Source organism: Nocardioides sp. YIM B13467 (assembly GCF_042788075.1).
Classification (GTDB): domain Bacteria; phylum Actinomycetota; class Actinomycetes; order Propionibacteriales; family Nocardioidaceae; genus Nocardioides.
Map to the genome: position 1 here is coordinate 1 of NZ_JBHZPJ010000021.1, position 22,670 is coordinate 22,670.

18 protein-coding genes are annotated in these 22,670 nt (G+C 69.3%); 9 read left to right on the forward strand and 9 right to left on the reverse strand.

The features are described 5' to 3' along the window. Nucleotides 1–46 precede the first annotated feature (46 nt). Nucleotides 47–3,490, reverse strand: a complete 3,444-nt coding sequence (locus tag ACFX43_RS05380) for a bifunctional proline dehydrogenase/L-glutamate gamma-semialdehyde dehydrogenase (RefSeq protein ID WP_378817890.1) — start codon at nt 3,488–3,490, stop codon at nt 47–49. 111 nt (nt 3,491–3,601) lie between these two features. Between ACFX43_RS05380 and ACFX43_RS05385 the strand changes: the two genes are divergently transcribed. Beyond that, nucleotides 3,602–4,519, forward strand: coding sequence for a LysR family transcriptional regulator (locus ACFX43_RS05385; protein ID WP_378817892.1), 918 nt, complete (start codon nt 3,602–3,604; stop codon nt 4,517–4,519). Nucleotides 4,520–4,525: 6 nt separating this feature from the next. Here the strand turns inward: ACFX43_RS05385 and ACFX43_RS05390 are convergent, their stop codons facing one another. Next, entirely contained in the window at nt 4,526–5,194 is a 669-nt protein-coding gene (locus tag ACFX43_RS05390) for a TetR/AcrR family transcriptional regulator (protein WP_378817894.1), read from the reverse strand. Between the two features lie 83 nt (nt 5,195–5,277). Beyond that, nucleotides 5,278–6,792 carry a flavin-containing monooxygenase gene (locus ACFX43_RS05395; protein ID WP_378817897.1) on the reverse strand — a complete coding sequence of 505 codons (1,515 nt, stop codon included), beginning with the start codon at nt 6,790–6,792 and terminating at the stop codon, nt 5,278–5,280. Nucleotides 6,793–7,067: 275 nt separating this feature from the next. Here ACFX43_RS05395 and ACFX43_RS05400 point away from each other — a divergent pair, with 275 nt between their 5' ends. Beyond that, nucleotides 7,068–7,883 carry a hypothetical protein gene (locus ACFX43_RS05400; protein WP_378817900.1) on the forward strand — a complete coding sequence of 272 codons (816 nt, stop codon included), beginning with the start codon at nt 7,068–7,070 and terminating at the stop codon, nt 7,881–7,883. Nucleotides 7,884–7,953: 70 nt separating this feature from the next. On the opposite strand, the gene ACFX43_RS05405 is transcribed toward ACFX43_RS05400, so the two are convergent. Next, nucleotides 7,954–9,117, reverse strand: a complete 1,164-nt coding sequence (locus tag ACFX43_RS05405; protein WP_378817902.1) for a CaiB/BaiF CoA transferase family protein — start codon at nt 9,115–9,117, stop codon at nt 7,954–7,956. Between the two features lie 186 nt (nt 9,118–9,303). On the opposite strand from ACFX43_RS05405, the gene ACFX43_RS05410 reads away from it, so the two are divergent. Both ACFX43_RS05410 and ACFX43_RS05415 read left to right on the forward strand, forming a co-directional pair. Then, on the forward strand, nt 9,304–10,710 hold the full coding sequence (locus ACFX43_RS05410) for a protein kinase (RefSeq protein ID WP_378817905.1): 1,407 nt from the start codon (nt 9,304–9,306) through the stop codon (nt 10,708–10,710). Nucleotides 10,711–10,877: 167 nt separating this feature from the next. Continuing rightward, a complete protein-coding gene (locus tag ACFX43_RS05415) occupies nt 10,878–12,326 on the forward strand; it encodes a glyceraldehyde-3-phosphate dehydrogenase (protein WP_378817907.1) in 1,449 nt (482 codons plus the stop codon). A gap of 21 nt (nt 12,327–12,347) precedes the next feature. On the opposite strand, the gene ACFX43_RS05420 is transcribed toward ACFX43_RS05415, so the two are convergent. The 4 genes from ACFX43_RS05420 to ACFX43_RS05435 all read right to left on the reverse strand — a co-directional run bounded on the left by ACFX43_RS05420 (nt 12,348) and on the right by ACFX43_RS05435 (nt 15,789). Next, the gene (locus tag ACFX43_RS05420; RefSeq protein ID WP_378817910.1) at nt 12,348–13,124 is read right to left on the reverse strand and encodes a hypothetical protein; all 777 of its coding nucleotides are present in this window, start codon (nt 13,122–13,124) and stop codon (nt 12,348–12,350) included. A 192-nt stretch (nt 13,125–13,316) separates the two neighbouring features. Further along, nucleotides 13,317–14,057, reverse strand: coding sequence for an amino acid ABC transporter ATP-binding protein (locus tag ACFX43_RS05425; protein WP_378817912.1), 741 nt, complete (start codon nt 14,055–14,057; stop codon nt 13,317–13,319). Further along, on the reverse strand, nt 14,054–14,908 hold the full coding sequence (locus ACFX43_RS05430; protein WP_378817914.1) for an amino acid ABC transporter permease: 855 nt from the start codon (nt 14,906–14,908) through the stop codon (nt 14,054–14,056). Before ACFX43_RS05430 ends, ACFX43_RS05425 begins: the two co-directional genes overlap by 4 nt. Nucleotides 14,909–14,919: 11 nt before the next feature. Then, nucleotides 14,920–15,789, reverse strand: a complete 870-nt coding sequence (locus ACFX43_RS05435) for a transporter substrate-binding domain-containing protein (RefSeq protein ID WP_378817916.1) — start codon at nt 15,787–15,789, stop codon at nt 14,920–14,922. Between the two features lie 62 nt (nt 15,790–15,851). On the opposite strand from ACFX43_RS05435, the gene ACFX43_RS05440 reads away from it, so the two are divergent. Both ACFX43_RS05440 and ACFX43_RS05445 read left to right on the forward strand, forming a co-directional pair. Continuing rightward, the gene (locus ACFX43_RS05440) at nt 15,852–17,852 is read left to right on the forward strand and encodes an NADPH-dependent 2,4-dienoyl-CoA reductase (RefSeq protein ID WP_378817919.1); all 2,001 of its coding nucleotides are present in this window, start codon (nt 15,852–15,854) and stop codon (nt 17,850–17,852) included. A gap of 10 nt (nt 17,853–17,862) precedes the next feature. Further along, nucleotides 17,863–18,282: an HIT family protein gene (locus ACFX43_RS05445; RefSeq protein WP_378817922.1), complete on the forward strand. Its 420-nt coding sequence runs from the start codon at nt 17,863–17,865 to the stop codon at nt 18,280–18,282. On the opposite strand, the gene ACFX43_RS05450 is transcribed toward ACFX43_RS05445, so the two are convergent. Continuing rightward, nucleotides 18,283–19,533, reverse strand: a complete 1,251-nt coding sequence (locus ACFX43_RS05450) for a glycoside hydrolase family 1 protein (protein ID WP_378817925.1) — start codon at nt 19,531–19,533, stop codon at nt 18,283–18,285. Between the two features lie 15 nt (nt 19,534–19,548). On the opposite strand from ACFX43_RS05450, the gene ACFX43_RS05455 reads away from it, so the two are divergent. The 3 genes from ACFX43_RS05455 (at nt 19,549) to ACFX43_RS05465 (ending at nt 22,371) form a co-directional block, all read left to right on the forward strand. Beyond that, nucleotides 19,549–20,232: a pirin family protein gene (locus ACFX43_RS05455; protein ID WP_378817928.1), complete on the forward strand. Its 684-nt coding sequence runs from the start codon at nt 19,549–19,551 to the stop codon at nt 20,230–20,232. A gap of 91 nt (nt 20,233–20,323) precedes the next feature. Then, nucleotides 20,324–20,854: a hypothetical protein gene (locus ACFX43_RS05460; RefSeq protein WP_378817931.1), complete on the forward strand. Its 531-nt coding sequence runs from the start codon at nt 20,324–20,326 to the stop codon at nt 20,852–20,854. Nucleotides 20,855–20,868: 14 nt separating this feature from the next. Further along, a complete protein-coding gene (locus tag ACFX43_RS05465) occupies nt 20,869–22,371 on the forward strand; it encodes a flotillin family protein (RefSeq protein WP_378817933.1) in 1,503 nt (500 codons plus the stop codon). Nucleotides 22,372–22,670: the final 299 nt, after the last annotated feature.

Genomic DNA, 22,670 nt, shown 5'->3' on the forward strand with positions numbered 1-22,670 from the left:
CTCGGCGCCGATCTGTGTCAGAACGAGCCGACTCGGCGTGCACGGGTCAGAAGAGGTTCTCCACCAGCGGGGTCGGGGAGCCGAAGCGGTGAGCGGTGATCGACACGGCCTGCTCACGCAGGAAGGTGAGCAGCTCGACCCGGCCGGCCTCGACGACGGGCTGGGCGTAGAGCGCGACGTCGACGCGGCCCTGGCTCGCTTCCGCGAAGGCTTCGCGCGACCCACCCAGGAGACGTACGCGGCTGGGCGCGTACGGCCCGGAGAGGAACGCCGCCCACGCGGCCTCGTCCTCGACGACATACGTCGCACCGGTCGCGCGGACCAGCGAGGCGGTCTCGTCGTCCAGTGCCGTGGCGACCGACACCGTGACCGGCGCCCCGGCGGCGACACCGGCGGCGAGAACGCGCAGCAGGTGAGCGATCGGAGTCATCGTCTCGGGCTCCGCTTCGACCGCACCACCCTCGTACCGGATGGTGACCGGCACCGGCGAGTAGCGCAGCACGTTGACCTCGGCGGTCAGTCGCGAGACGTCCCGGGCGGCGCCGAACTCGCGCTCCCAGGCGAGAGCGTCGGACCCGGCTCCACGCTTGAGCATGTCGATCTCGTCCAGCTGCAGCCGGGCGGCCCAGTCGACGAGCGACCGTACGGCAGGAGCCGGCGTCGCGAGCTCGGTGGCGGGAGCCGAGACCCAGTCGCTGAGGCCGACCAGGTAGTTGGGCCCGCCGGCCTTCGTCCCGGCCCCCACTGCGGACTTCTTCCAGCCACCGAACGGCTGACGGCGCACGATCGCGCCGGTGATGCCGCGGTTGACGTAGGCGTTGCCGGCCTCGACGGAGTCGAGCCAGTGTGAGATCTCGGCGCGGTCGAGGCTGTGGATGCCGGCGGTGAGGCCGTAGTCCACCTCGTTCTGGATCTCGAGAGCCTCGTCGAGCGAGGAGGCCGAGATCAGGCCGAGGACGGGACCGAAGTACTCGGTCAGGTGGAACTCGGAGCCACGCTTGACGCCGGTCTTCACACCCGGCGACCAGAGCCGGCCGGTGTCGTCGAGCTGGCGCGGCTTCACCAGCCACGTCTCACCCGGCGCGAGCGTCGTAAGCGCCTTGAGCAGCTTGCCGGAGGCCGGCTCGATGACCGGGCCGACCTGCACCGTCGGGTCCGTCGGATAACCCACGCGAAGCGAGGTCACCGCGTCGATCAGCTGGTCGCGGAAGCGACGCGAGGTCGCCACGGAGCCGACCAGGATGCCCAGCGACGCGGCCGAGCACTTCTGCCCGGCGTGACCGAAGGCGGAGTAGACGAGGTCCTTGACGGCCAGGTCGAGATCGGCGTCCGGGGTGACCACCAGCGAGTTCTTGCCGGAGGTCTCGGCCAGCAGCGGCAGGTCCGGGCGGAACGAGCGGAAGAGCTCGGCGGTGTCGAACGCGCCGGTCAGCACCAGCCGGTCGACCAGCGGGGAGGCGATCAGCGCGCGACCGACCTCGTTCTCCGGCACGTGGACCAGCCGCAGCACCTCCTTCGGCACTCCCGCGGCCCACAGGGTCTCGACCAGCACCGAGCCGCAGCGCTGAGCCTGCGGAGCCGGCTTGATCACCACGGCCGACCCGGCCGCGAGCGCCGCCGCGACGCCGCCGGTGGGGATGGCGAGCGGGAAGTTCCAGGGCGGGGTGACCAGGGTGAGGCGTACGGGCACCTGGTGCGCACCGTCGACCGCGTCGAGCTCCTCGGCCAGGGTCGCGTAGTAGTTGAGGAAGTCGATCGCCTCGGAGACCTCGGGGTCACCCTGGTCGAGCGTCTTGCCACATTCGGAGGCGCCCACCTCGAGCCACTCGGCCCGGCGCCGCTCGACCTCGACCGCTGCGGCCCGCAGCACGGCGGCCCGCTCGGCTCCGGTCTTGCGGCCCCAGTCGGCCTGAGCGCCGACGGCACCCTCGAGCACCGACTCCACTGCCTCCACCGAGGTCAGCGTGTGGTCGGCGACGAGCTGGTCACCCAGCGTCGAGGAGCCCACCCGGGCGATGATCGCCTTGCCCCACTCCCGGTTGCCCGGCAGGTGCGGGTCGGTGTCGGGGGTGTTCTCGAACACGGTCTGGACGTCATCCGCGACCGGCGTACGGCGGTCCTGGGTCCGGTTGGGCGCCGGCACGGAGTCGTCGACAGCTGCGAGGGAGCGTACGAACCGCTCCTTCTCCCGCTTGTAGAGCTCCTCGGAGGAGTTGAGGTCGAAGACGGCCGACATGAAGTTCTCGGTGCTGGCGCCCTCCTCGAGACGACGCACGAGATAGGCGATCGCGACGTCGAAGTCCTTCGGGTGCACGACCGGCACGTAGAGCAGCAGGCCACCCACGGTCTCGCGGACCGCCTCGGCCTGGCCCTCGGCCATACCCAGCAGCATCTCGAACTCGACCGAGTCGCGAACCCCGCGCTGACCAGCCAGGATCCAGGCGTACGCCACGTCGAACAGGTTGTGACCGGCGACGCCGACGCGCACGTTGGCCATCCGCTCGGGCGTCAGCGCCCAGGACAGCACCCGCTTGTAGTTGGTGTCGGAGTCCTGCTTGGTCGACCAGGTCGCGACCGGCCAGCCGTGCAGCGATGCCTCGACGTGCTCCATCGGCAGGTTGGCGCCCTTGACGAGCCGCACCTTGATCGGCGCGCCCCCACGCGCACGCCGAGCAGCCGACCACTCCTGGAGCCGCATCATCGCCGACATGGCGTCGGGCAGGTAGGCCTGCAGGACGATGCCCGCCTCCAGGTCGGCCAGCTCGGGCCGGTCGAGGAGCCGCGTGAAGACGTCGATGGTCATGTCGAGGTCGCGGTACTCCTCCATGTCCAGGTTGATGAACTTCTTCGTCCCGGCTGCCGAGGACGTCGCCGCGTAGGTGTAGAGCGGGAGGAGCCGCTCGACCACATGCGTGACCGCTTCGTCGTACGCCCAGACCGCGTGCGGCGCGACCGGCGAGGAGACCTTCACCGAGACGTAGTCGACGTCGTCGCGCGCGAGCAGCTTGCGGATCCCGGCCAGGCGACGGTCGGCCTCCTTCTGCCCGAGGACGGCCTCGCCGAGGAGGTTGATGTTCAGGTTGACGCCGCGCTCGCGGATCCGCTCGATCTGCTTACCGAGCCGCGCGTCGGAGGCGTCGATCAGCAGGTGCCCCACCATCTGCCGCAGCGCACGGCGCGCCACCGGAATGACGAACCACGGCGCGACCAGCGACATCAGCGCGCCGAGCTTCACGCCCAGCTTCAGGTGCCAGGGCAGGAACGAAGGTACGTTGCCGGCCAGCTCACGGAGGCTGGCCGCGGCCACGCGTACGTCCTCGGGCCGGATCACCCGGTCGACGAAGCCGACGGTGAAGTCGAGTCCGGCGGGATCTTTGAGTACGTCGGCGAGGCGCTGTGCGGCCGGGGCGGCGGGCTTGGTCGAAGCCTTCGCCAGCCAGCCGCGAACGAGGTGGTCGACCTCGGAGATGAGCGCGTCATTGGTGGTCATAGTGCCGAGTATGCGACCAGAGTCACGTAAGATAAAGCGATGTTTCCTGGAGATCATTCGTAAGAGAAACTGAACTGTTGGTCTCTGGCTCCGCTTCGACAGAAGGTTCCGATGCTGGATGTCCGCCGCCTCCGCCTGCTCGCCGAGCTCGCCGCGCGCGGGACCCTCGCCGAGGTCGCCGAGGCCCTCCATCAGAGCCCGTCGTCGGTCTCCCAGCAGCTCGGCCAGCTCGAGCGGGAGGTCGGGGTGCCGCTGCTGCGCAAGGCGGGCCGGCGGGTCCAGCTCACCGCCGCGGCCGAGGTCCTCGTCGAGCACACGACCGAGATCCTGGCGCGGCTCGAGGCGGCCGAGGCCGCGGTCACCTCGCTCGGTGACGAGACCGCCGGCACGGTCCGGGTCGCCGTCTTCCAGTCCGTGGCTCTCGCCTACATGCCGCAGGCTCTCGCCGACCTGACCCGGCGCCATCCTCGGCTGCGGGTCATGCTGTCCCAACGCGCGCCCGAGCAGGCGCTCAACGACCTCGCCCTGCGCGAGCTCGACCTGGTGGTCGCCGAGCACTATCCCGACCACGGCGCACCGCACTTCGACGGTCTCGACCGGCAGCCGCTCACCACCGACCGGCTCCGGCTCGCGGTCCCGCCCGAAGGCTCCGGAGAGATCTGGGACGGCATCACCTCGCTGGCCGACGCGGGTCACGTCCCGTGGGCGATGGAGCCGCCGGGCACGGCGTCCCGCCACTGGATCGAGGAGCAGTGCCGCCGGGCAGGCTTCGAGCCCGAGGTCCGCTACGAGACCGACGACGTCGAGGCCCACGTCGCGCTCGTGGAGTCCGGCAACGCCGTCGCCCTCCTCTCCGACCTGATGCGCGTACGCCATCGGACGGCGGTGCGGCTCATCGATCTGCCGGGTTTGCCCCGGCGTACGGTCTTCACCGCGACCCGGACCGCGATCGCCGACTCCCCGGGGATCATCGCGTGCCGTGCCGCACTGGGTCGCGTGGTGCCGGCGGACCTGACCCTGCCCGGCTGAGCTCGATCAGCCGAGGAGCTCCTCGAGCGGCTGGTCGTGGTCGATCGTGAGCCCGTACGCCGTGGTGCGGGTGTCGATCATGGCCAGGACGGCCTCGGTGACGACCGAGGTCAGATGCTCGGCGTCGGGGATGCCCTCGCCGAGGTGGACCCAGCGGCGTACGGCACCGAAGACCATCCCGATCAGGCCGTAGATCAGCGGGTCGACGGCCTTCTTGTCGATCTCGGAGACCTCCACGCCGGTCAGCTCGAACGCGGCCAGGATCAGCTCCTTGATCCGCTCCGCGATCCGGTCGAGGCCCTGCTGCAGCGGACCGGTGCCGTTCGGCGCGGTGTCGACATCGGCCACCTGGTGCAGGAGCGGGTGCTCGAGCGCCCAGTTGACGTACGCCCCCACGGTGCGGGAGATGATCTGCCGGATCGATCCGGTCAGCTCCATCGCCGGGAAGAGCTTGGCCCACAGACCGTCGAGGATGTCGGCCTGGATGGCGAGGTCGAGCTCACGCCGGTCGGCGAAATGGCGGTAGACCACCGAGCGGGAGAGCCCCGCTGCCTGGCCGATCGCCTGCAGGCTGACGTTGACGCCGTCGGTCTCGATCAGACCGATCGCGGCATCGACGATGCGCTTTCGTCGGTCATCGTTGTGACGCTTCCAGCGAACTGCCCTGCCATCCATGGTGGGACCATCGTAGTCCCACGTACTTCACGCCGAGTCTGGAATGCCTGTCACAGTAATCACAGACCCGGCGCAGAAAGGGCTCAGGCGAACCGGATCACACCGTCGGCGACCGGCGACCCGAGCGCCTTCATGTCCACGAGGTAGTTCTGCTTCGCGGTCCACGGCGCCCGGTCACCGGCCTTCGGCATGATGTCCAGCGAGCGCTGGATGTAGCCGGAGGCCAGGTCCATGAACGGCCGCTCCTCGACGCTCGGGTCGCGGGTGACCGCGGCGACGTCGTAGCCGTTCTCCCCCATGAAGTCGAGCAGCCGGATCACGTAGTCGGTGACCAGGTCGGCCTTGAGCGTCCAGGAGGCGTTGGTGTAGCCGATGGTGTAGGCGAAGTTCGGGATCCCGGTGATCATCAGGCCCTTGTAGGCCATCTGCTCGGGCAGGCTGACCGGCTCACCGTCGACGGTGTAGTCGAGGCCGCCGAAGAGCCTGAGGTTGAGGCCGGTGGCGGAGATGACGATGTCGGCCTCGAGGGTCTCGCCCGACTCGAGCTCGATGCCCTTCGGCACGAACGTCTTGATCCGGTCGGTCACCACTGCGGCGTACCCCTCGCGGATCGACTTCATCATGTCGCCGTCGGGGACGAAGCAGATGCGCTGGTCCCACGGGTTGTAGGGCGGGTTGAAGTGCTTGTCGACGTACGCGATCGCCTCGTCCTTGGTCATGCCAGGACGGCCGCCGCGGGCGGTGAGGCCGTTGATCCACTGGTCGCGGATCACCTTCTTGACGACGCCGGGCGCCCGGCGGGCGATCTGGTAGGTGCCGACGGTGAGGGCGATGTTCTCCCAGCGAACGGTCTCGTGGCCGATCTTCTCGCGCACGCGCTTGAAGGGGAGCTTGCCGAGCAGCCTGAACGGCGCGGTCTTCAGCAGCGAGGCGATCGCGTCCTGACCCGGGCGGGAGAGGATGTACGTCGGCGTGCGCTGCAGCATCGTCACCTTCTCGGCCCGGTCGCTGCCCTCGCCCGCCAGGTTGGGCAGGAGGGTGACGGCGGTCGCGCCGGAGCCGATGATGACGACCTTCTTGCCCGCGTAGTCGAGGTCCTCGGGCCAGTGCTGCGGGTGGACGAAGGTGCCCTCGTAGTCGTCGAGACCGGCGAACTCCGGCTGGTAGCCGTTGGCGTAGTCGTAGTAGCCCGAGCAGTTCCACAGGAAGCCGGCGGTGATCTCGGTCGGGCCGTCGGCGGTCTCGACGGAGACCGTCCACTGCTTGTCCTCGGTGCTCCACGCGGCACCGGTGACCTTGTGCCCGTAGTGGATCAGCTTGTCGACGCCGTAGTCCTTCGCCGTCCGGCGCAGGTAGTCACGGATCTGGTGACCGTCGGCGAGTGCCTGCGCGCTCTCCCACGGCCGCCACTTGAAGGCGAAGGTGAACATGTCGGAGTCGGACCGGATTCCCGGATAGCGGAAGAGGTCCCAGGTGCCGCCACTGGAATCACGCTGCTCGAGGATCGCGAGCGTTTTTCCAGGAAGGCGCTCACGGAGCTGTGCGGCCGCTCCGATGCCGGAGACGCCGGCACCGATGATCAGTACGTCGACATGCATGTGGGCCAGGTTACCCGGGAGTACGTGTTTGCGACACCCTGTCCCGCAAACTTTTGCAAGCAATTTGGATCTCCACTGCTGGTCAACGGCACAGCAAACAATTGCCACCCGGGTACCACAGCCGCGCGAGGGGTCACTACGCTGCGAGCTGCAGCTGTGGGGGCGGCGAAGCATCCACAGCGATTTCGGGGTCACCTCACCCATCGCTTTCGGTGGCTGAGGCTGCATGCGGACCGCATGGTGCGGTCAGATGGTCTTCGAAAGGTTTTCGAGTGTTGAGTTTCGTACGCGCCGGCGCGATCGTCGCCGGCGTCACCCTTGCCGGGCTCTCAGCCGCCCCGGCGTTCGCGACCGGCGACCCGGCCGGCAACAACGGCACCGTCAAGATCGAGGAGTACCTCGCTCCCGACGACGCGCCCGACACCACGCCGGAGAACGACCCCCACCAGGGATGCAAGTTCGACATCGAGTGGTACGGCTTCGACGAGGGTGTCGACATCGTCTCGAAGGTCTCCTTCGAGCTGCAGGCTCCGACCCTCGACGGCGAGCTCGACGTCGACGGTGAGCTCGAGGTCTTCGTCGGCGACGACGCCGCCTCCGGCGCCGGCACCGACGACGGCTTCGACGGCCGCGAGACCTACACCCTCCACTCGACCGGTGTCGCGCACGCCCAGCAGGGCTACCACGTGAAGGTCACTGTCCACACCCCGGGCAGCAAGGGCAACGACACCAAGTCCAAGGTCTTCTGGTTCGAGAACTGCGTCACGGAGACCGAGTCCCCCTCGCCGTCCCCCTCCGAGTCGCCTTCGGAGTCCCCGTCCGAGACCCCGACCGAGGAGCCCTCCGAGACGCCGACCGAGGCCACCCCGGTCTCCGACGAGACCGAGCCCGCTGACGAGGAGTCCTCCGAGGCACCGGTCACCGACTCCGACGTCCCGACCAACATCGACGCCGGTCTCGCCGGCGAGAGCGACTCCGCCGTACCCGCGATGTGGCCGCTGCTGGCCATGCTCGCCGGCGCTGCCGCTGCCGGCACCGCGCTCGTCGTGGTCCTGCGTCGCCGCGCTGCCGCTCTGGTCCACAAGGACTGAGCCAACCCGCGTCACATAGAACGGCGCGGCGTATGACCTTCGGGTCGTACGCCGCGCCGTTTCTGCGTCCTCAGTCCTGGAACGCGGCGCCCTTCTCGATCAGCGCGTCGGCGTCCTCGATGCCCCAGGCGGCGAGGGCCTCGCGGGTGTGCTGACCCGCGCTGGCGGCCGGTCCCGCACCCAGGGTGGAGGTGGTTCGGCTGAACCGCGGAGCCGGGGCGGGCTGGGTGACACCGTGGTGGGTGACGTACGTCTGGCGGGCCTGCAGGTGCGGATGGACGGCAGCCTCGGAGGGGGTGAGGACGGGGGCGACGCAGGCGTCGGTGCCCTCGAAGAGCTCGGCCCACTCGGCCATCGTCTTGGACGCGAAGGTCTTGGCGAAGAGGTCGCGCATCTCGTCGTAGCGCTCCATCTCGTACTGCCCCGGGCAGACCCCGTCGAGCCCGAGACGGGTGACCATCTCGGCGAAGAACTTGCCCTCCAGCGCACCGACCGCGACCTGTCGACCGTCGGCAGTGTCGTAGAGCGAGTAGAACGGCATCGCGCCGTCGAGCAGGTTGCTCTGCCGCTGCTCGTGCCAGGTGCCGGAGGCGAGCATCCCGGAGATCATCGTGGCGAGGTGGGCGGTGCCGTCCACGATCGCGGCGTCGACGACCTGCCCCTGGCCGGTGGTCTTGGCCTCGACGAGCGCGGCCAGGATGCCCATCACCAGGTAGGTCGATCCGCCCCCGAAGTCGCCGAGCAGGTTGAGCGGGAAGTGCGGACGGGCCCGGTCCTGGCCGAGCCCGTTGAGTACGCCGGTGGTGGCGATGTAGGTGAGGTCATGGCCGGCGGACTGGGCCAGCGGGCCGTCCTGGCCCCAGCCGGTCATCCGGCCGTAGACGAGGCGCGGGTTGCGCTCCAGACACACGTCCGGGCCCAGGCCGAGGCGGTCGGTGACGCCGGGCCGCAGCCCCTCGATGAGCACGTCGGCGGTCTCCACCAGGCGCAGGACGGTCTCGACGGCGTCCGGGTTCTTGAGGTCCAGCGCGATGCTCGGGCGGCCGCGGGTGAGCAGGTCGCCGGCACCACCGCCGAGCACGTTGCCGCCCGGCCGGTCGACCCGGATCACATCCGCACCCATGTCCGCGAGGAGCGTGCAGGCGTGCGGCCCCGGCCCGATCCCCGCCAGCTCGACGACCTTGACCCCGCGGAGGGGACCGGTGCCCTGGCCCAACGTCACAGATTCAGTCATGACGGCCATCCTTCCAAAGTCCAGCCTCCCAGAGTCCGGAACGCTCCGCCCGGCGTGACCTGATCGCGGAGCCGAGTCCGATACGCTCCGAGACACACTCGCCGGTGCACAGGAGCAGAGAAGTTGTCTCGGGAAATCCCCACATCCCCCCAGTCCGCCCCCCAGGCCACCTCTGTGAGCCCGCTGATGGCGAACGATCCCCGCGAGATGGGTCCGTACGTGCTCACCGGCCGCCTCGGCCACGGTGGCATGGGCGTCGTCTATCTGGGCGAGGATGCGTACGGGATGCAGGCGGCGGTGAAGGCGATCCTTCCCGAGCTCACCTCCGACCCGGGGTTTCGCGCCCGGTTCGAGCGGGAGATCCAGGCAGCCAAGCGGGTCGAGAGCCGGTTCACCGCGAGGGTGCTCGACGCCGACCCCGATGCCGAGCAGCCCTGGATGGCGAGCGAGTACGTCGCCGACCCGCCGCTGAACAAGCTGATCGGCTCCGGCCAGCGCCTGCCCGAGATCGACGTACGCCAGCTGGTCGCCGGCGTCGCCGAGGCCCTCGCCGCGGTGCACGCTGCCGGGCTGGTCCACCGCGACATCAAGCCGGGCAACATCCTCTATGGCGCCACCGACCCGTGCGTGATCGACATGGGCATCGCCCGCTCCGTCGACGGCACCGCGCTGACCCAGACCGGCAAGGCGGTCGGCACCTACGGCTACCAGGCGCCCGAGCAGGTCCAGACCGGCACCTTCTCCAGCGCCGTCGACATCTGGGCACTGGGCCTGGTCGCCTTCGTCGCCGCCACCGGCCGCTGGCCGTTCAGTGGCGAGATCGGCTCGATGGGACATCTCCTCAAGGGCGAGTCGCCCAACCTGAGCCTCTGCCCCGTCTACCTGCGCCCGCTGGTCGCCGCCTGCCTGGCCGAGAACCCGACCGAACGCCCCTCCGCCGCGGACATCCTGGCCACCAACGGCGACTGGACCCTGCTGCCGGCCCCGGTCACCTCGGAGGAGGAGACCAGCATCGGCACGCTGTCGCCGGCGCTCGCCACGGGTGGGATCGCTCGTGCCCCGCACCCCGCCGCGGCTTCTTCCAATACCGCCGACCTGCCGACGATGGCGCCTACGTTCGCTGAGCCTGCCCAGCCTTCCGGCCGACGTTGGAAGGTCGCGGTCCTGGCTGCGGCGGCCGTGGTCCTGGTCTCGGCCGGCGTGGCCGTCGCCGCCAACCCCGGCCTCCTGCCCGGCCAGGACGAGACACCGAAGGTCGGCGAGGTGACGCCGTCGACCGAGCCGAGCACCGGCGAGAGCAGCACGGCGCCGACGACGCCGGTCGGCGGCTCGGTCGACACCGGGACGGGTCCCGGCCGGAACGAGGAACCCGACGACGAGGGCGCGGAGGGCGACGGCGAGATCGCCCCCAGCAGCGGTACGGCCACCGGTGACGCGGCGCCTTCGGAGTCACCGGACGCGAGCGCGCCGGCCCCCAGCGACCCGGCCACCGACCCGGCCACCGAGACCCCGACGGCCGAGCCGACCGAGACCGCGACGGTCGAGCCGACCGAGGATCCCGTCGAGGATCCGACCGCGACCGCGACTCCCTGACGGCTCGGTCAGCTCGTTCTGAAGGGCGGCTCGGAGGGGTCGGAGAGACCCCGGTCACACCGTGTCCAAGGTTGGATCGATCAAGGTGGCCGGGGGTCTCGTCACGCCGATAATCGAGCCTGGCGGGGTGTGCCGTCCCTTCTTCCCGAGCAACCGAAAGTTGAGCTGTGAGCGACACCGACGAGACCTTCAACGACTGGCAGCACCGCGAGGAGCTCGCGGAGACGATGATCCCGATCATCGGCAAGCTCTACCGCGAGAAGGATGTCACCATCCTGGTCCACAGCCGGTCGCTGGTGAGCAAGTCCGACATCTCGATCCTCAAGGCGCACCGCTTCGCGCGCCAGATCGAGGGCGAGGAGCTCTCGGTCACCGAGACGTTCCCGCTGCTCCAGGCGGTCGCCAAGCTCGACCTCGGTCCCTCGAAGATCGACCTGGGCCTGCTCGCGGTCCAGTACGCCGAGGACGAGCGTGGCCTCTCCGTCGACGACTTCGTCGCCGAGAAGCTGTCCGGTGCCACGGGCGAGAACAAGCTCGAGCGCAACGGCGGCCAGGACGTCGTCCTCTACGGCTTCGGCCGGATCGGCCGGCTCGTCGCCCGCCTCCTCGTCGAGAAGGCCGGCTCGCGCCACGGTCTGCGGCTGAAGGCCGTCGTCGTCCGCAAGGGCGGCGAGGACGACCTCATCAAGCGCGCCTCGCTGCTGCGCCGCGACTCGATCCACGGCCAGTTCGCCGGCACCATCACGGTGGACGAGAAGAACGGCGTGATCATCGCCAACGGCAACCCGATCCAGTTCATCTACTCCAACGACCCGACGACGGTCGACTACACGGCGTACGGCATCAAGGACGCCATCCTCATCGACAACACCGGCAAGTGGCGTGACCGTGAGGGCCTCTCGCAGCACCTGCGTCCGGGCGTCAAGAAGGTCCTGCTGACCGCGCCGGGCAAGGGCGACGTCCCCAACATCGTCCACGGCGTCAACCACCAGACCCTCACCGGCGACGAGTCCGTGATCTCCTGCGCCTCCTGCACGACCAACGCGATCGTGCCGCCGCTGAAGCTGATGGAGGACCGCTTCGGCATCGTCCGCGGTCACGTCGAGACGGTGCACTCGTTCACCAACGACCAGAACCTGCTGGACAACTACCACAAGGCCGACCGTCGCGGCCGCTCCGCACCGCTCAACCTGGTGCTCACCGAGACCGGTGCCGCCTCCGCCGTCGCCAAGGCGCTCCCGGACCTGAAGGCGAAGATCACCGGCAACTCGATCCGCATCCCCACCCCGGATGTCTCGATCGCGATCCTGTCGCTCTCGCTCAAGAGCGAAACCTCGAAGGAAGAGGTCGTCGACTACCTCCGCGAGGCCTCGCTCACCGGCGAGCTTCGTCGCCAGGTGGACTTCACCACCGCCCGCGACGCGGTCTCCTCCGACTTCATCGGCTCGCGCGCCGCCTCGATCGTCGACGGCAACGCGACCATCGTCGACGGCGACTCTGCCATCCTCTACGTCTGGTACGACAACGAGTTCGGCTACTCCTGCCAGGTCGTCCGCACCGTGCAGTCGATCTCCGGTGTCGAGTACCCGACCTTCCCGGCCCCGGCTGCTGTCTGAGCCGCCTGGAGCGGAACAGCCCTACGCTGCCCCGTCTCGTCCGATCTCCGGATGAGGCGGGGCATCTTGGTCCCAGGCCCGAAGGATGGCGTCGGTATCGGTCAGGCCGACCTGCGCCACGTCGCGCAGGACCGGAGCGGATCGGAGCCACATCTCGTACTCGAGCCGTTCCTTCTGCTTGTCTGCATCGACCCTGAGCCAGTCGACCTCACGCAACGGACCGTTCGTCGGCGCACCCCAGGCCGTCACCGCCGGTCCGTGCTCGAGAGGCAACCAGGTCTCCTTCATCGGCTCGAACCAGTCGCCCGGCGGTTCGACCCGGAACGTACGTGGCGGCGTGCTGCGGTTCGCCGCCTGCGGAGCGCCTTCGTCGTAGGTGTGGCCGGTGACCTCCGCACCGAACACCACCCAGCTGGCGACCGTCGCGACCAGCGGGAACCGGCGGCCGTCCAGGCAGCCCCATCGGTCCAGCACGGAGCCGAGGAGGAGCGGCACATACCAGTTGCGTCGCACGATCTCGGCCTGCTCCTCCCAGGTCTGTGAGAGATTCAGCTTGCGATCGCGACCAAGCCTGACGATGAGCGGCCGGACCGCATCCAACGTCTGGTCCGTGCATCGCGGCCGCGCCAGCAACGCAGCGAGCCTGCGCTCGTCATAGAAGATCGCGCTGCCCATCTTCCGCCCGGGGCCGGCGAGGCCGGCGGCCAAGACCCTGTTCGCCTCGACCTTCCCGATCATGTGCAGCTCGCAGATCCGACGTATCGCCTCGCGCGTCGTGATTCGTCTAGTGCCCGCCATACGCAGGGACGCTATGAACCGATGTCGTCCCGCGCGACCCGAAATCAAGACCCTGTGGAAAAGCCTGTGGATACCGCCTGGGTGGGTCTCCCGCCAGAACCCAGATCCGCTCCTTTTACAAGACGATGACGCTTTGTGAATGCTTCACAAGGCGTCATCGTCTTGTAAAAGGAACACGCATCGACGTTGGGCTCAGGAACGGACCCGGGCGAGGAAGGCGCGGGTCCGCTCCTCGACGGGGTCACCAAAGAGCTGCTCCGGCGGACCCTGCTCCAGCACACGCCCACCGTCCAGGAAACAGACCTTGGTGGCGACCTCGCGGGCGAAGGACATCTCGTGAGTGGCGAGCACCAGGGTCGTGCCCGCCTCCGCCTCGGCGCGGACGATCTCCAGCACCTCGCCGACGAGCTCGGGGTCGAGGGCGGCGGTGATCTCGTCCAGGAGCAGCACGCGCGGCCGCGTGCACATCGCGCGCACCAGTGCGACCCGCTGCTGCTGACCTCCGGAGAGGGCGTCGGGATGGGCATCGGCCTTGTCGGCGAGGCCGAACCGGGCCAGCAACTCCCGGGCGCGATCGGCAGCCTCACCTGCGGGAACGCCGTGCACGCGCACCTGCGCCAGCGTGCAGTTGTCGAGCACGGACAGATGCGGGAAGAGGTTGTAGGCCTGGAAGACCATCCCGATCTCGCGGCGAACCGAGCGCGGGTCGACTAGCGGGTCGGAGATCTCCCGGCCGTCGAAGGTGATGACCCCGTCGTCGATCGTCGCGAGCAGGTTCAGGCAGCGCAGCAGGGTCGACTTCCCCGACCCCGACGCACCGATCAGGCAGACCACGTCGTGCTCGACGACGGACAGGTCGAGGTCGTCCAGGACGACCTTCCCCCGATAGGCCTTACGCAGCCCCTTGGCCTCGAGCAACCCGTACCCAGTCATCGGCCCTGCTCCTTCTCGATCTGTCGCCGCATCAGCCAGTCGGTGAGCCGGGTGAGCGGGACCGCGACGATGAGGAAGTACGCAGCGGCGACCAGCAACGGCGTGCCGTTGAAGTTGTAGCCCTGGTAGTCCTGGGCCGCCCGGAGCGCCTCGAAGACACCCACCGCCGAGATCAGCGCGGTGTCCTTCTGCAGCGAGACGAGGTCGTTCATGAGCGGCGGTACGACGCGGCGTACGGCCTGCGGAAGGACCACGAAGCGCATCGTCTGCGTGTGGGTCAACGCCAGAGCGTCGGCCGAGGCGACCTGAGTCGGATGGATCGCCAGGATCCCGGCACGGAAGACCTCGGCGACGTAGGCGCCGTAGCAGAGCACCAGGGCGAACGTGGTCAGCCAGAACAGCGAGCTGGTCACCCCTGACAGCCCCAGCGCAGGGATGCCGATGCCGCAGATGACGACGACCAGGATCGACGGCACCCCGCGGAAGAGGTCGGTGTACCCGGTCGCCAGGAGCCGCAGCGGCGCCAGCCACGGTGAGGTCGTCTGGCGGGCGATGGCGACGAGGGCGCCGAGGATGAGTACGCACGGCTCGGCGACCAGGAAGATCCGGATGTTGATCCAGAACCCCTCCGCGATCGCCGCGAACGACTCGCGCGCATGCGACCAGCTCAGGAAGTAGTCCCGGACCTGGTCCCACCCGGGCGAGGAGAGGACCAGCAGCACCAGCCCGACCGCGACGACGGCGGTCACCACCGTGGCGATGGCGCTCTGCTGGAACCGCAGCCGGCGACGTACGGCCTGTCTTTCGAGCTCCCGCTCGCTGGGTTCCCAGGCCACCTTCTGACTGGTCACTTCAGACTGCGTCATTTCAAGATGGGCACGGAGACGACATCCGACAGCCACTCCTTCTCGAGCGCGGCGAGGGTTCCGTCCTCCTCGAGCGCGGTCAGCGCCTCGTCGAGACAGGGCGCCAAGCCGCTGTCCTTCTCGGTCAGCAGGCCGAACTCCTCCGGCTTCTCGCTGCTCTCGAACTGCCCGGTGATCGTGCTGCCCTCGATCTCGGCCGCGGTGATGTAGAACGCGGTCGGCAGGTCGAAGACGAGCGCGTCGACCTGACCGTTGAGCAGCGCCTGCTTGGCCTGGTCGCTGGTGTCGAAGACCAGCGGGTCAGTGGTCGGCTGCACGTCCTCGCGGATCGCGGTGAGTGACGTGGTCGCGGTCTGGGCGCCGAGCTTGAGGTCCTTCAGGTCGGCCAGCGACCCCGCCGCAGCGGCACCATCCTCCATCGTCACGACCGCCTGCGAGGCCGTGTAGTAGCCCTGCGAGAAGTCGACGACGTTCGCCCGCTCGGGCGTGATCGAGATCTGGTTGATGTCGAAGTCGAACTTCTTCTCGCCCGGCGTGTAGGAGGTGTTGAACGCCTGCTTGACCCAGACGACGTCGTCCTTCGCGAACCCGAGCTGCTCGGCGACGGCGTAGGCGACCGCCGACTCGAAGCCCTTGCCGTTGCTGGGGTCGTTCTCGGAGAACCACGGTTCGTACGCCGGGGAGTCGGTGCCGACAGTCAGCTTGCCGTCCTGCTTCAGCGGCAGGTCGGCGGCCTCGCAGGAGGCCGGTGCGCCGCCCCCGGCGCTGGTGTCGCTCTCGCCTCCGCAGGCGGTCAGCGCCGCGGTGAGAGCGAGCGGAGCGACGACAAGGGCAGTAAGGCGAGTACGCATGTGCGGAATCGGCATGTTCGGAATCGTAGGGGAACACGCACTGGCCACTTCTTATTACTCATGAGTAGCATACGGCCATGGCGTACGAATCCCTGCTCTCACCGATCACCATCGGGTCGCTCACGCTGCGCAACCGGGTGGTGATGGGGTCGATGCACACCGGCCTCGAGGACCACGCGTGGGACATCCCGAAGCTGGCGGCCTACTTCGCCGAGCGGGCACGCGGCGGCACCGGGCTGATCATCACCGGCGGCTACGCCCCGAACAAGCGCGGCTGGCTCAAGCCGTTCGCGAGCGAGATGAGCTCCCGGCTGCACGCCGCCCAGCACCGCCGGGTCACCGGCGCGGTGCACGAGGAGGGCGGCGCGATCGCGATGCAGGTGCTGCATGCGGGTCGCTATGCCTACACGCCGTTCTCGGTCAGCGCCTCGGCCGTCCAGGCGCCGATCAACCCGTTCAAGCCCGCGGCCCTCTCCGACAAGGCCGTGGACGCGACCGTGAACGACTTTGCCAAGAGCATCTCGCTGGCGAAGAAGGCGGGCTACGACGCGGTCGAGATCATGGGGTCGGAGGGCTACCTGATCAACCAGTTCCTCGCCGAGCGGACCAACCAGCGCGAGGACCGCTGGGGTGGCACCGCGACCAACCGGATGCGGTTCCCGGTGGAGATCGTGCGGCGCTCTCGCGAGCTGGTCGGTGACGACTTCCCGATCATCTTCCGGCTCTCGATCCTCGACCTGGTCGAGGACGGTCAGACCTGGGAGGAGACGATCGAGCTCGCCTATGCGCTCCAGGACGCCGGCGTCTCGGTCTTCAACACCGGCATCGGCTGGCACGAGGCGCGGGTGCCAACCATCATCACCCAGGTCCCGCGTGGTGCGTGGCTCGACATGACCGCCCGCCTCAAGGCCGAGGTGTCGATCCCGGTCTGCGCCTCCAACCGGATCAACACCCCCGAGCTCGCCGACGGGGCGATCGCCGAGGGCAAGGCCGACCTGGTCTCGATGGCCCGGCCGCTGCTGGCCGACCCCGAGTTCGCCAAGAAGACCGCCGAGGGCCGCACCGACGAGATCAACACATGCATCGCCTGCAACCAGGCCTGCCTGGACCACGCCTTCTCCAACAAGGCCGCCTCCTGCCTGGTCAACCCACGCGCGGCGCGCGAGACGACGCTTGTGCTCAGGCCGACGAAGCTCAAGCAGACCGTGGCCGTCGTCGGCGCCGGACCGGCCGGCCTCGCGGCCGCCACCTCGGCCGCCGAGCGGGGCTTCGCGGTGACCCTGTTCGAGAAGTCCTCGCAGGTCGGAGGCCAGTTCCGTCTCGCGATGGCGGTGCCCGGCAAGGAGGACTTCAAGGACACCCTGCGCTACTTCACCCGGCGCCTGGAGGTGCTGGGTGTCGAGGTACGTCTCGACACCGAGGCCGCCACCGCCGACCTGGAGCCCTTCGACCACGTCATCGTCTCCACCGGCGTCACGCCGCGGCTCCCGCAGATCGCCGGCTCCGAGGACGACCGGGTCGTGACGTACGCCGACGTGCTCGCCGGCCGGGTCGTCCCGGGCCGCCGCGTCGCGGTGATCGGCGCCGGCGGCATCGGCGTCGACGTGTCCGCCTGGCTGACCCACCAGCCCGAGACCCTCGAGGAGTGGAAGGCCCGTTGGGGCGTCGGCGATCCGGCGACCTTCCGCGGCGGTCTGACCAGGCCGGTCCTGGAGGCACCGGCTCGCCAGGTGACCCTGCTGCAGCGCAAGGCCACTCCGATCGGCATCGGCCTCGGCAAGACCTCCGGCTGGGCCCACCGCGCCCACCTGAAGCAGGACGGCGTCAAGCAGGTCCGGGGTGCGACGTACGACAAGATCGAGGCCGGGGACGACTCCCTCACCCTCCACTACGCCGTCGACGGCGAGCCCCGCACGCTCGAGGTCGACCACGTGATCCTCTGCGCGGGCCAGGAGTCGGTGCGCGACCTGTGGACCGAGCGGGAGAACTGGCACCTGATCGGCGGCGCCGACGTCGCCGCCGAGCTCGACGCGAAGCGTGCGATCAGGCAGGGCACCGAGGTCGCCGCGGGCTTGTAGCCTGTCCCGCATGAGCGATCCCGACTGCCTGTTCTGCAACATCGTCGCGGGCAACATCCCCTCGACGAAGGTCTACGAGGACGAGGAGACGTACGCCTTCTCCGACATCGCCCCGGCGGCCGAAGGCCACACGGTGGTGGTGCCGAAGACGCACACCAAGGACGTCCTGGAGGCCGACCCGGCGGTCTTCGCCGCGACCGCCAAGACCGCCCAGGCGGTCGCGAAGCGGGCGGTCGACGTGCTGCAGGCGGACGGGGTCAACGTACTCAGCAACTGCGGGCCGGCCGCGTGGCAGACGGTGTTCCACCTGCACTTCCACGTGATCCCGCGCTACACCGACAAGTCCAAGGACTCGCTCACGCTCCCCTGGGTGCCGCACCCGGGCGACATGGACGCGATCAAGGCGATCGGCGAGAAGCTCGCCTTCTAGTCAGCCGGTCGGGGCGCCTTCGGCGTGGGCGGCGACCATGTCGGCGTACCAGTCGAAGGAGCGTTTGGGCGTACGCACGCCGGCAGCGTCGACGTGCACCAGGCCGTACTTCCCGCCCACGCCGTCCTCCCAGTCCTTGCCGGTGAACGGCGCTTCCCAACCGTCACGGTCGAGCAGGGTGTAGGCGTAGAAGCCGCGTACGTCGACGCCGCGCTCGATCGCGGCCGAGACCGCCTCCAGGTGTGCCTCGAGGTAGTCGATCCGGGCCTGGTCGTCGACCTCGCCGTCGACCATAGGAGCGTCGTACGCAGCACCGCACTCGGTCACCACGATCGGCGGCATCGCGGCGCGATAGCGGGAGCGGGTGATGATCAGCCACTCCCGCAGGGCGGTGGGCACCACGCCCCAGCCGGTGTCGGTGGCGGGGTAGCCGACGAGCGGCACCATCCGGAACGGGATGTCGTCGCCCTCGGCGGAGGCGCCGATGCGCTGCGGCGCGAAGAAGTTGACCCCGTAGAAGTCGAGGGGTGAACGGATCACGGCCATGTCGCCCGGCATCGTGACCTCGTCGGCGAGACCGGCGATGTCGCGGGGGTAGCGGCCCATCAGCATCGCCTCGAGAGGCACCGCGTTCCAGGCCAGGTCGATGAGCTTGGCCGCGCCGACGTCGGCGGGATCCTCCGAGAGCGGCCAGATCGGCTCGTGGTGGTTGGCGCACCCGACCGACTCGGCCCCGGCGGCGCGCAGCACCTGCACACCGCGTCCGTGGGCGAGGAGCAGGTGGTGCATCGCCGCGACGACTCCCCAGCCCGCGCGGCGCCCGGGCGCGATCGTGCCGAGCCCGTAGCCGAGGTAGCCGGCCACGTTGGGGTCCTGGACCGGCACCCACTCCGGGATTCGGTCGCCGATCAGGTCCGCGACCGTCTCGGCGTAATCGCCGAACGCGTCGACCGTGGCGCGGTTGAGCCAGCCACCGTCGGCGGCCAGCGGCTCCGGCAGCTCGCCGGCGTAGAGCGTGGCCGACGGGCGCAGCCCGGCCTCGAGCAGCTCGTCGACCAGGCGGTCGTAACGAGCGCGGGCATCGGGATCGAAGGCACCGCGCCCACCCGGCTGAAGCTCACGCCAGGAGACCGCGAACCGGTATCCCGGCGCACCGAGACGTTGAAGCAGCGCAACATCCTGCTCGCCCCCCGGCCGGGTGGCGTCTGCAGTGCCGAACACGAAGCCAGTCGGGAACTTGGGAAACGCCACGGCACAATCATGACTGTGACTGCCCAGATCCGCCGAGGAAACGCCCGATTCACGGAACGACCTCCCGGCCTCCGGCCAGGAAAAATTACCTGGCACACCTACTCATTCGGTTCCCACTACGACCCCGAGCGCGTCGGCTTCGGCCCGATCGTGGCCTACGACGAGCACCTGCTGCGCAACGGTGAGGGCTTCGAGACCCATCACCACGCCGGCGTCACGATCGTGACCTGGCCGCTGTCCGGCGAGGTGACCCACACCGACTCGACCGGCGCCACCGGGACCGTCGCCCCCGGCCAGGTCGGCGTCTTCACCACCGGCGACGGTGTCGATCACTCCGAGTTCGCCTCGGCCGCCAGCACCCGGTTCATCCAGGTCTGGATCGCCGGCAGCACCGGCGCGCCGGCGTACGCCGTCCACGACGTCGCCGCGGTCGAGGGCGAGTGGGCCGAGGCGGTCCGCCTGGACCAGGGAACGCTGCGGGTCGGCCACGTCGGCACCGACGGCGCTGCCGAGATCACCCTCCCGGAGGCCAGACTCCGCCATCTCCACGTCGCCTCCGGCGCCCTCCTGCGCAGCGGGATGGCCGAGCCGCTCACCGCCGGCGACGCCTTCGAGGTCACCGCCGGCGATGATCTGCCGCCGGAAATCACGGTCAGCGCAGGCGTACCGACCGAGCTTCTGCTCTGGACCTTCGACTAGGCCGATCAAAGCGCGGACAGGCAGCATCAGAGGCGGATAAGGTCCGCCTTAGACTGCTGCTCAGTGTGGAGACTCTGCCGAAAGGTTTGGCGTGACGACGTTCCTGATCATCGGAGCCGTCGGGTTGGGCCTCCTGCTGGTGTCGCTGGTGATCGGCGACCTCCTCGACGGCTTCCTCGGCGGCCTGCTGGACTGGCTGGCGAGCGACTGGTTCTCCACGGCCGCGCTGGCCGGGTTCGTGTCGGCGTTCGGGTTCGGTGGCGCCATCGCCCACGGGCCGCTGGACCTCGGCCTGCTGCCCTCCATCCTGATCGGCTCCGCCTTCGGAGCCCTCTTCGCCTGGTTCGCGTTGTGGCTGACTCGCCTGCTGAAGGAGGAGCACACCGACGCGGCGCCCTCCGGAGAGGCCGCCGTCGGCCTGGACGCTGCCGTGATCACCACGATCCCGGCGGACGGGTTCGGCGTGGTGCGGGTCGCCCTCGGGGGCCACACGGTGACTTACAACGCCAAGGCGCCCGACACCGACGAGGCGATCACGCCCGGCACCGCCGTGCACGTGACCGGAGTCCTCTCACCGACGGCAGTCACCGTCGCGCCGACGTGGCGCGAGATCACCTCCTGACTGAAGGAATCCTCATGGAACTGCTGGTGCCGATCGCCGGCCTTGTCGTACTTCTCATCCTGCTTCTGCTGCTGGTCACCAGCCGCTACAAGGTCGCCGGTCCCAACCAGGCCTTCATCGTCACCGGCCGCAAGGGCAAGGCGGTTCTCAACCCCGAGACCGGCCAGCTCACCACCGACCTGTCCGGCCAGAAGGTCGTGCTCGGCGGCGGCGTCTTCGTCGTGCCGTTCGTCCAGAAGCTGGCGACCATGGACCTCTCCTCGCGCCGGATCTCGGTCCAGATCCGCGGTGCGGTCTCCGGGCAGGGAATCAAGCTCAACCTCGAGGGTGTCGCGATCGTGAAGGTCGGCGGCAACGCCGACCAGATCCGGCTGTCCGCACAGCGCTTCCTCTCCCAGCAGCAGGAGATCGAGCCCTTCACCCAGGAGGTGCTCGCCGGTGCGCTGCGCTCGATCGTCGGTGGCCTGACCGTCGAGCAGATCATCCGTGACCGGGCCGCGTTCGCCCAGCGGGTCGCCGACGAGTCCGAGTCGTCGCTCACCGGCCAGGGCCTGATCCTGGACACCTTCCAGATCCAGGACGTCACTGACGACGGCTCCTACCTCGCCAACCTCGGCCGCCCCGAGGCCGCCCGCATCACCCAGGCCGCCTCGATCGCCGAGGCCGAGGCCCGTCGTGCCGCCGAGCAGGCCAGGATCAAGGCCGAGGAGGAGATCGCGGTCGCCCAGCGCGCGCTCGCGCTCAAGCAGGCCGAGATCAAGGCCGAGACCGACGCGGCCGCGGCCAACGCCGCCGCCTCCGGCCCGCTGGCGCAGGCCGACCGCGACCAGGCCATCCTCACCGAGCAGGAGAAGGTCGCCGTACGCCAGGCCGCGCTGACCGAGCGGCAGCTCGAGACGCAGGTGCGCAAGCCCGCCGACGCGGAGCGCTACCGCGTCGAGCAGGAGGCGGAGGGTCGCCGCAACTCCGAGATCGCCGCCGCAGAGGCTCGCAAGGCGGCCACCATCGCCGCGGCCGAGGCCGACGCCGAGCAGGCCCGACTCTCCGGTGAGGCCGAGAAGGCCCGCCGTGCCGCGCTGGCCGAGGCCGAGGCCATCGAGGGCGCCAAGCGCGGTGACGCGCAGAAGTCGCTGCGTCTGGCCGGTGCCGAGGCCACCCGGGCCGAGGGCGAGGCGAGCGCTGCCGCCACCCTGGCCGTCGGTCACGCCGAGGCCGAGGCGATGGACAAGCGCGCCGCGGCGTTCGCGTCCTACAACGACGCCGCCGTGCTGCAGATGCTCATCGAGGTCCTGCCCCAGGTCGCCAGGGAGGTCGCCGCGCCGATCAGCGCCATCGACAACCTCACCGTCCTCTCCACCGAGGGGGCCGGCGCCATCCCGAAGCAGGTCAACGACAACGTCATCCAGACCCTCAACATGCTCAAGACCACGACCGGCGTCGACCTCGGCGCGATGCTCCGCAAGGCCGCCGACTCGACCTCGGCGAACGGCACCGTGGAGATCCCGGCCGGGCAGTGACCGATCCACACGTTGCTAACACCAGGTCACAGATCCGGTAGAAAAGCGACATAGACGTGACAGCCAGGAACAAGTCTGGTTATGTATCCACGTCGACGTAGGGAGGGAGCACTCCAAACCTCGACCGGGCCTCGCGGCCGAAAGGCCGCCAGGCTCGCCCCTTGAGCTTCTCTACTGTTCCCCCCGTCGGTAGAGAAGCACCGAGGGAAATTGAATGTGGCCCGGCCTCACGGCCGGGCCACATCTTATTTTGCCGGTCTCTATCGCTCGTTGACCATCCGCAGGAACGCCTCGACGAG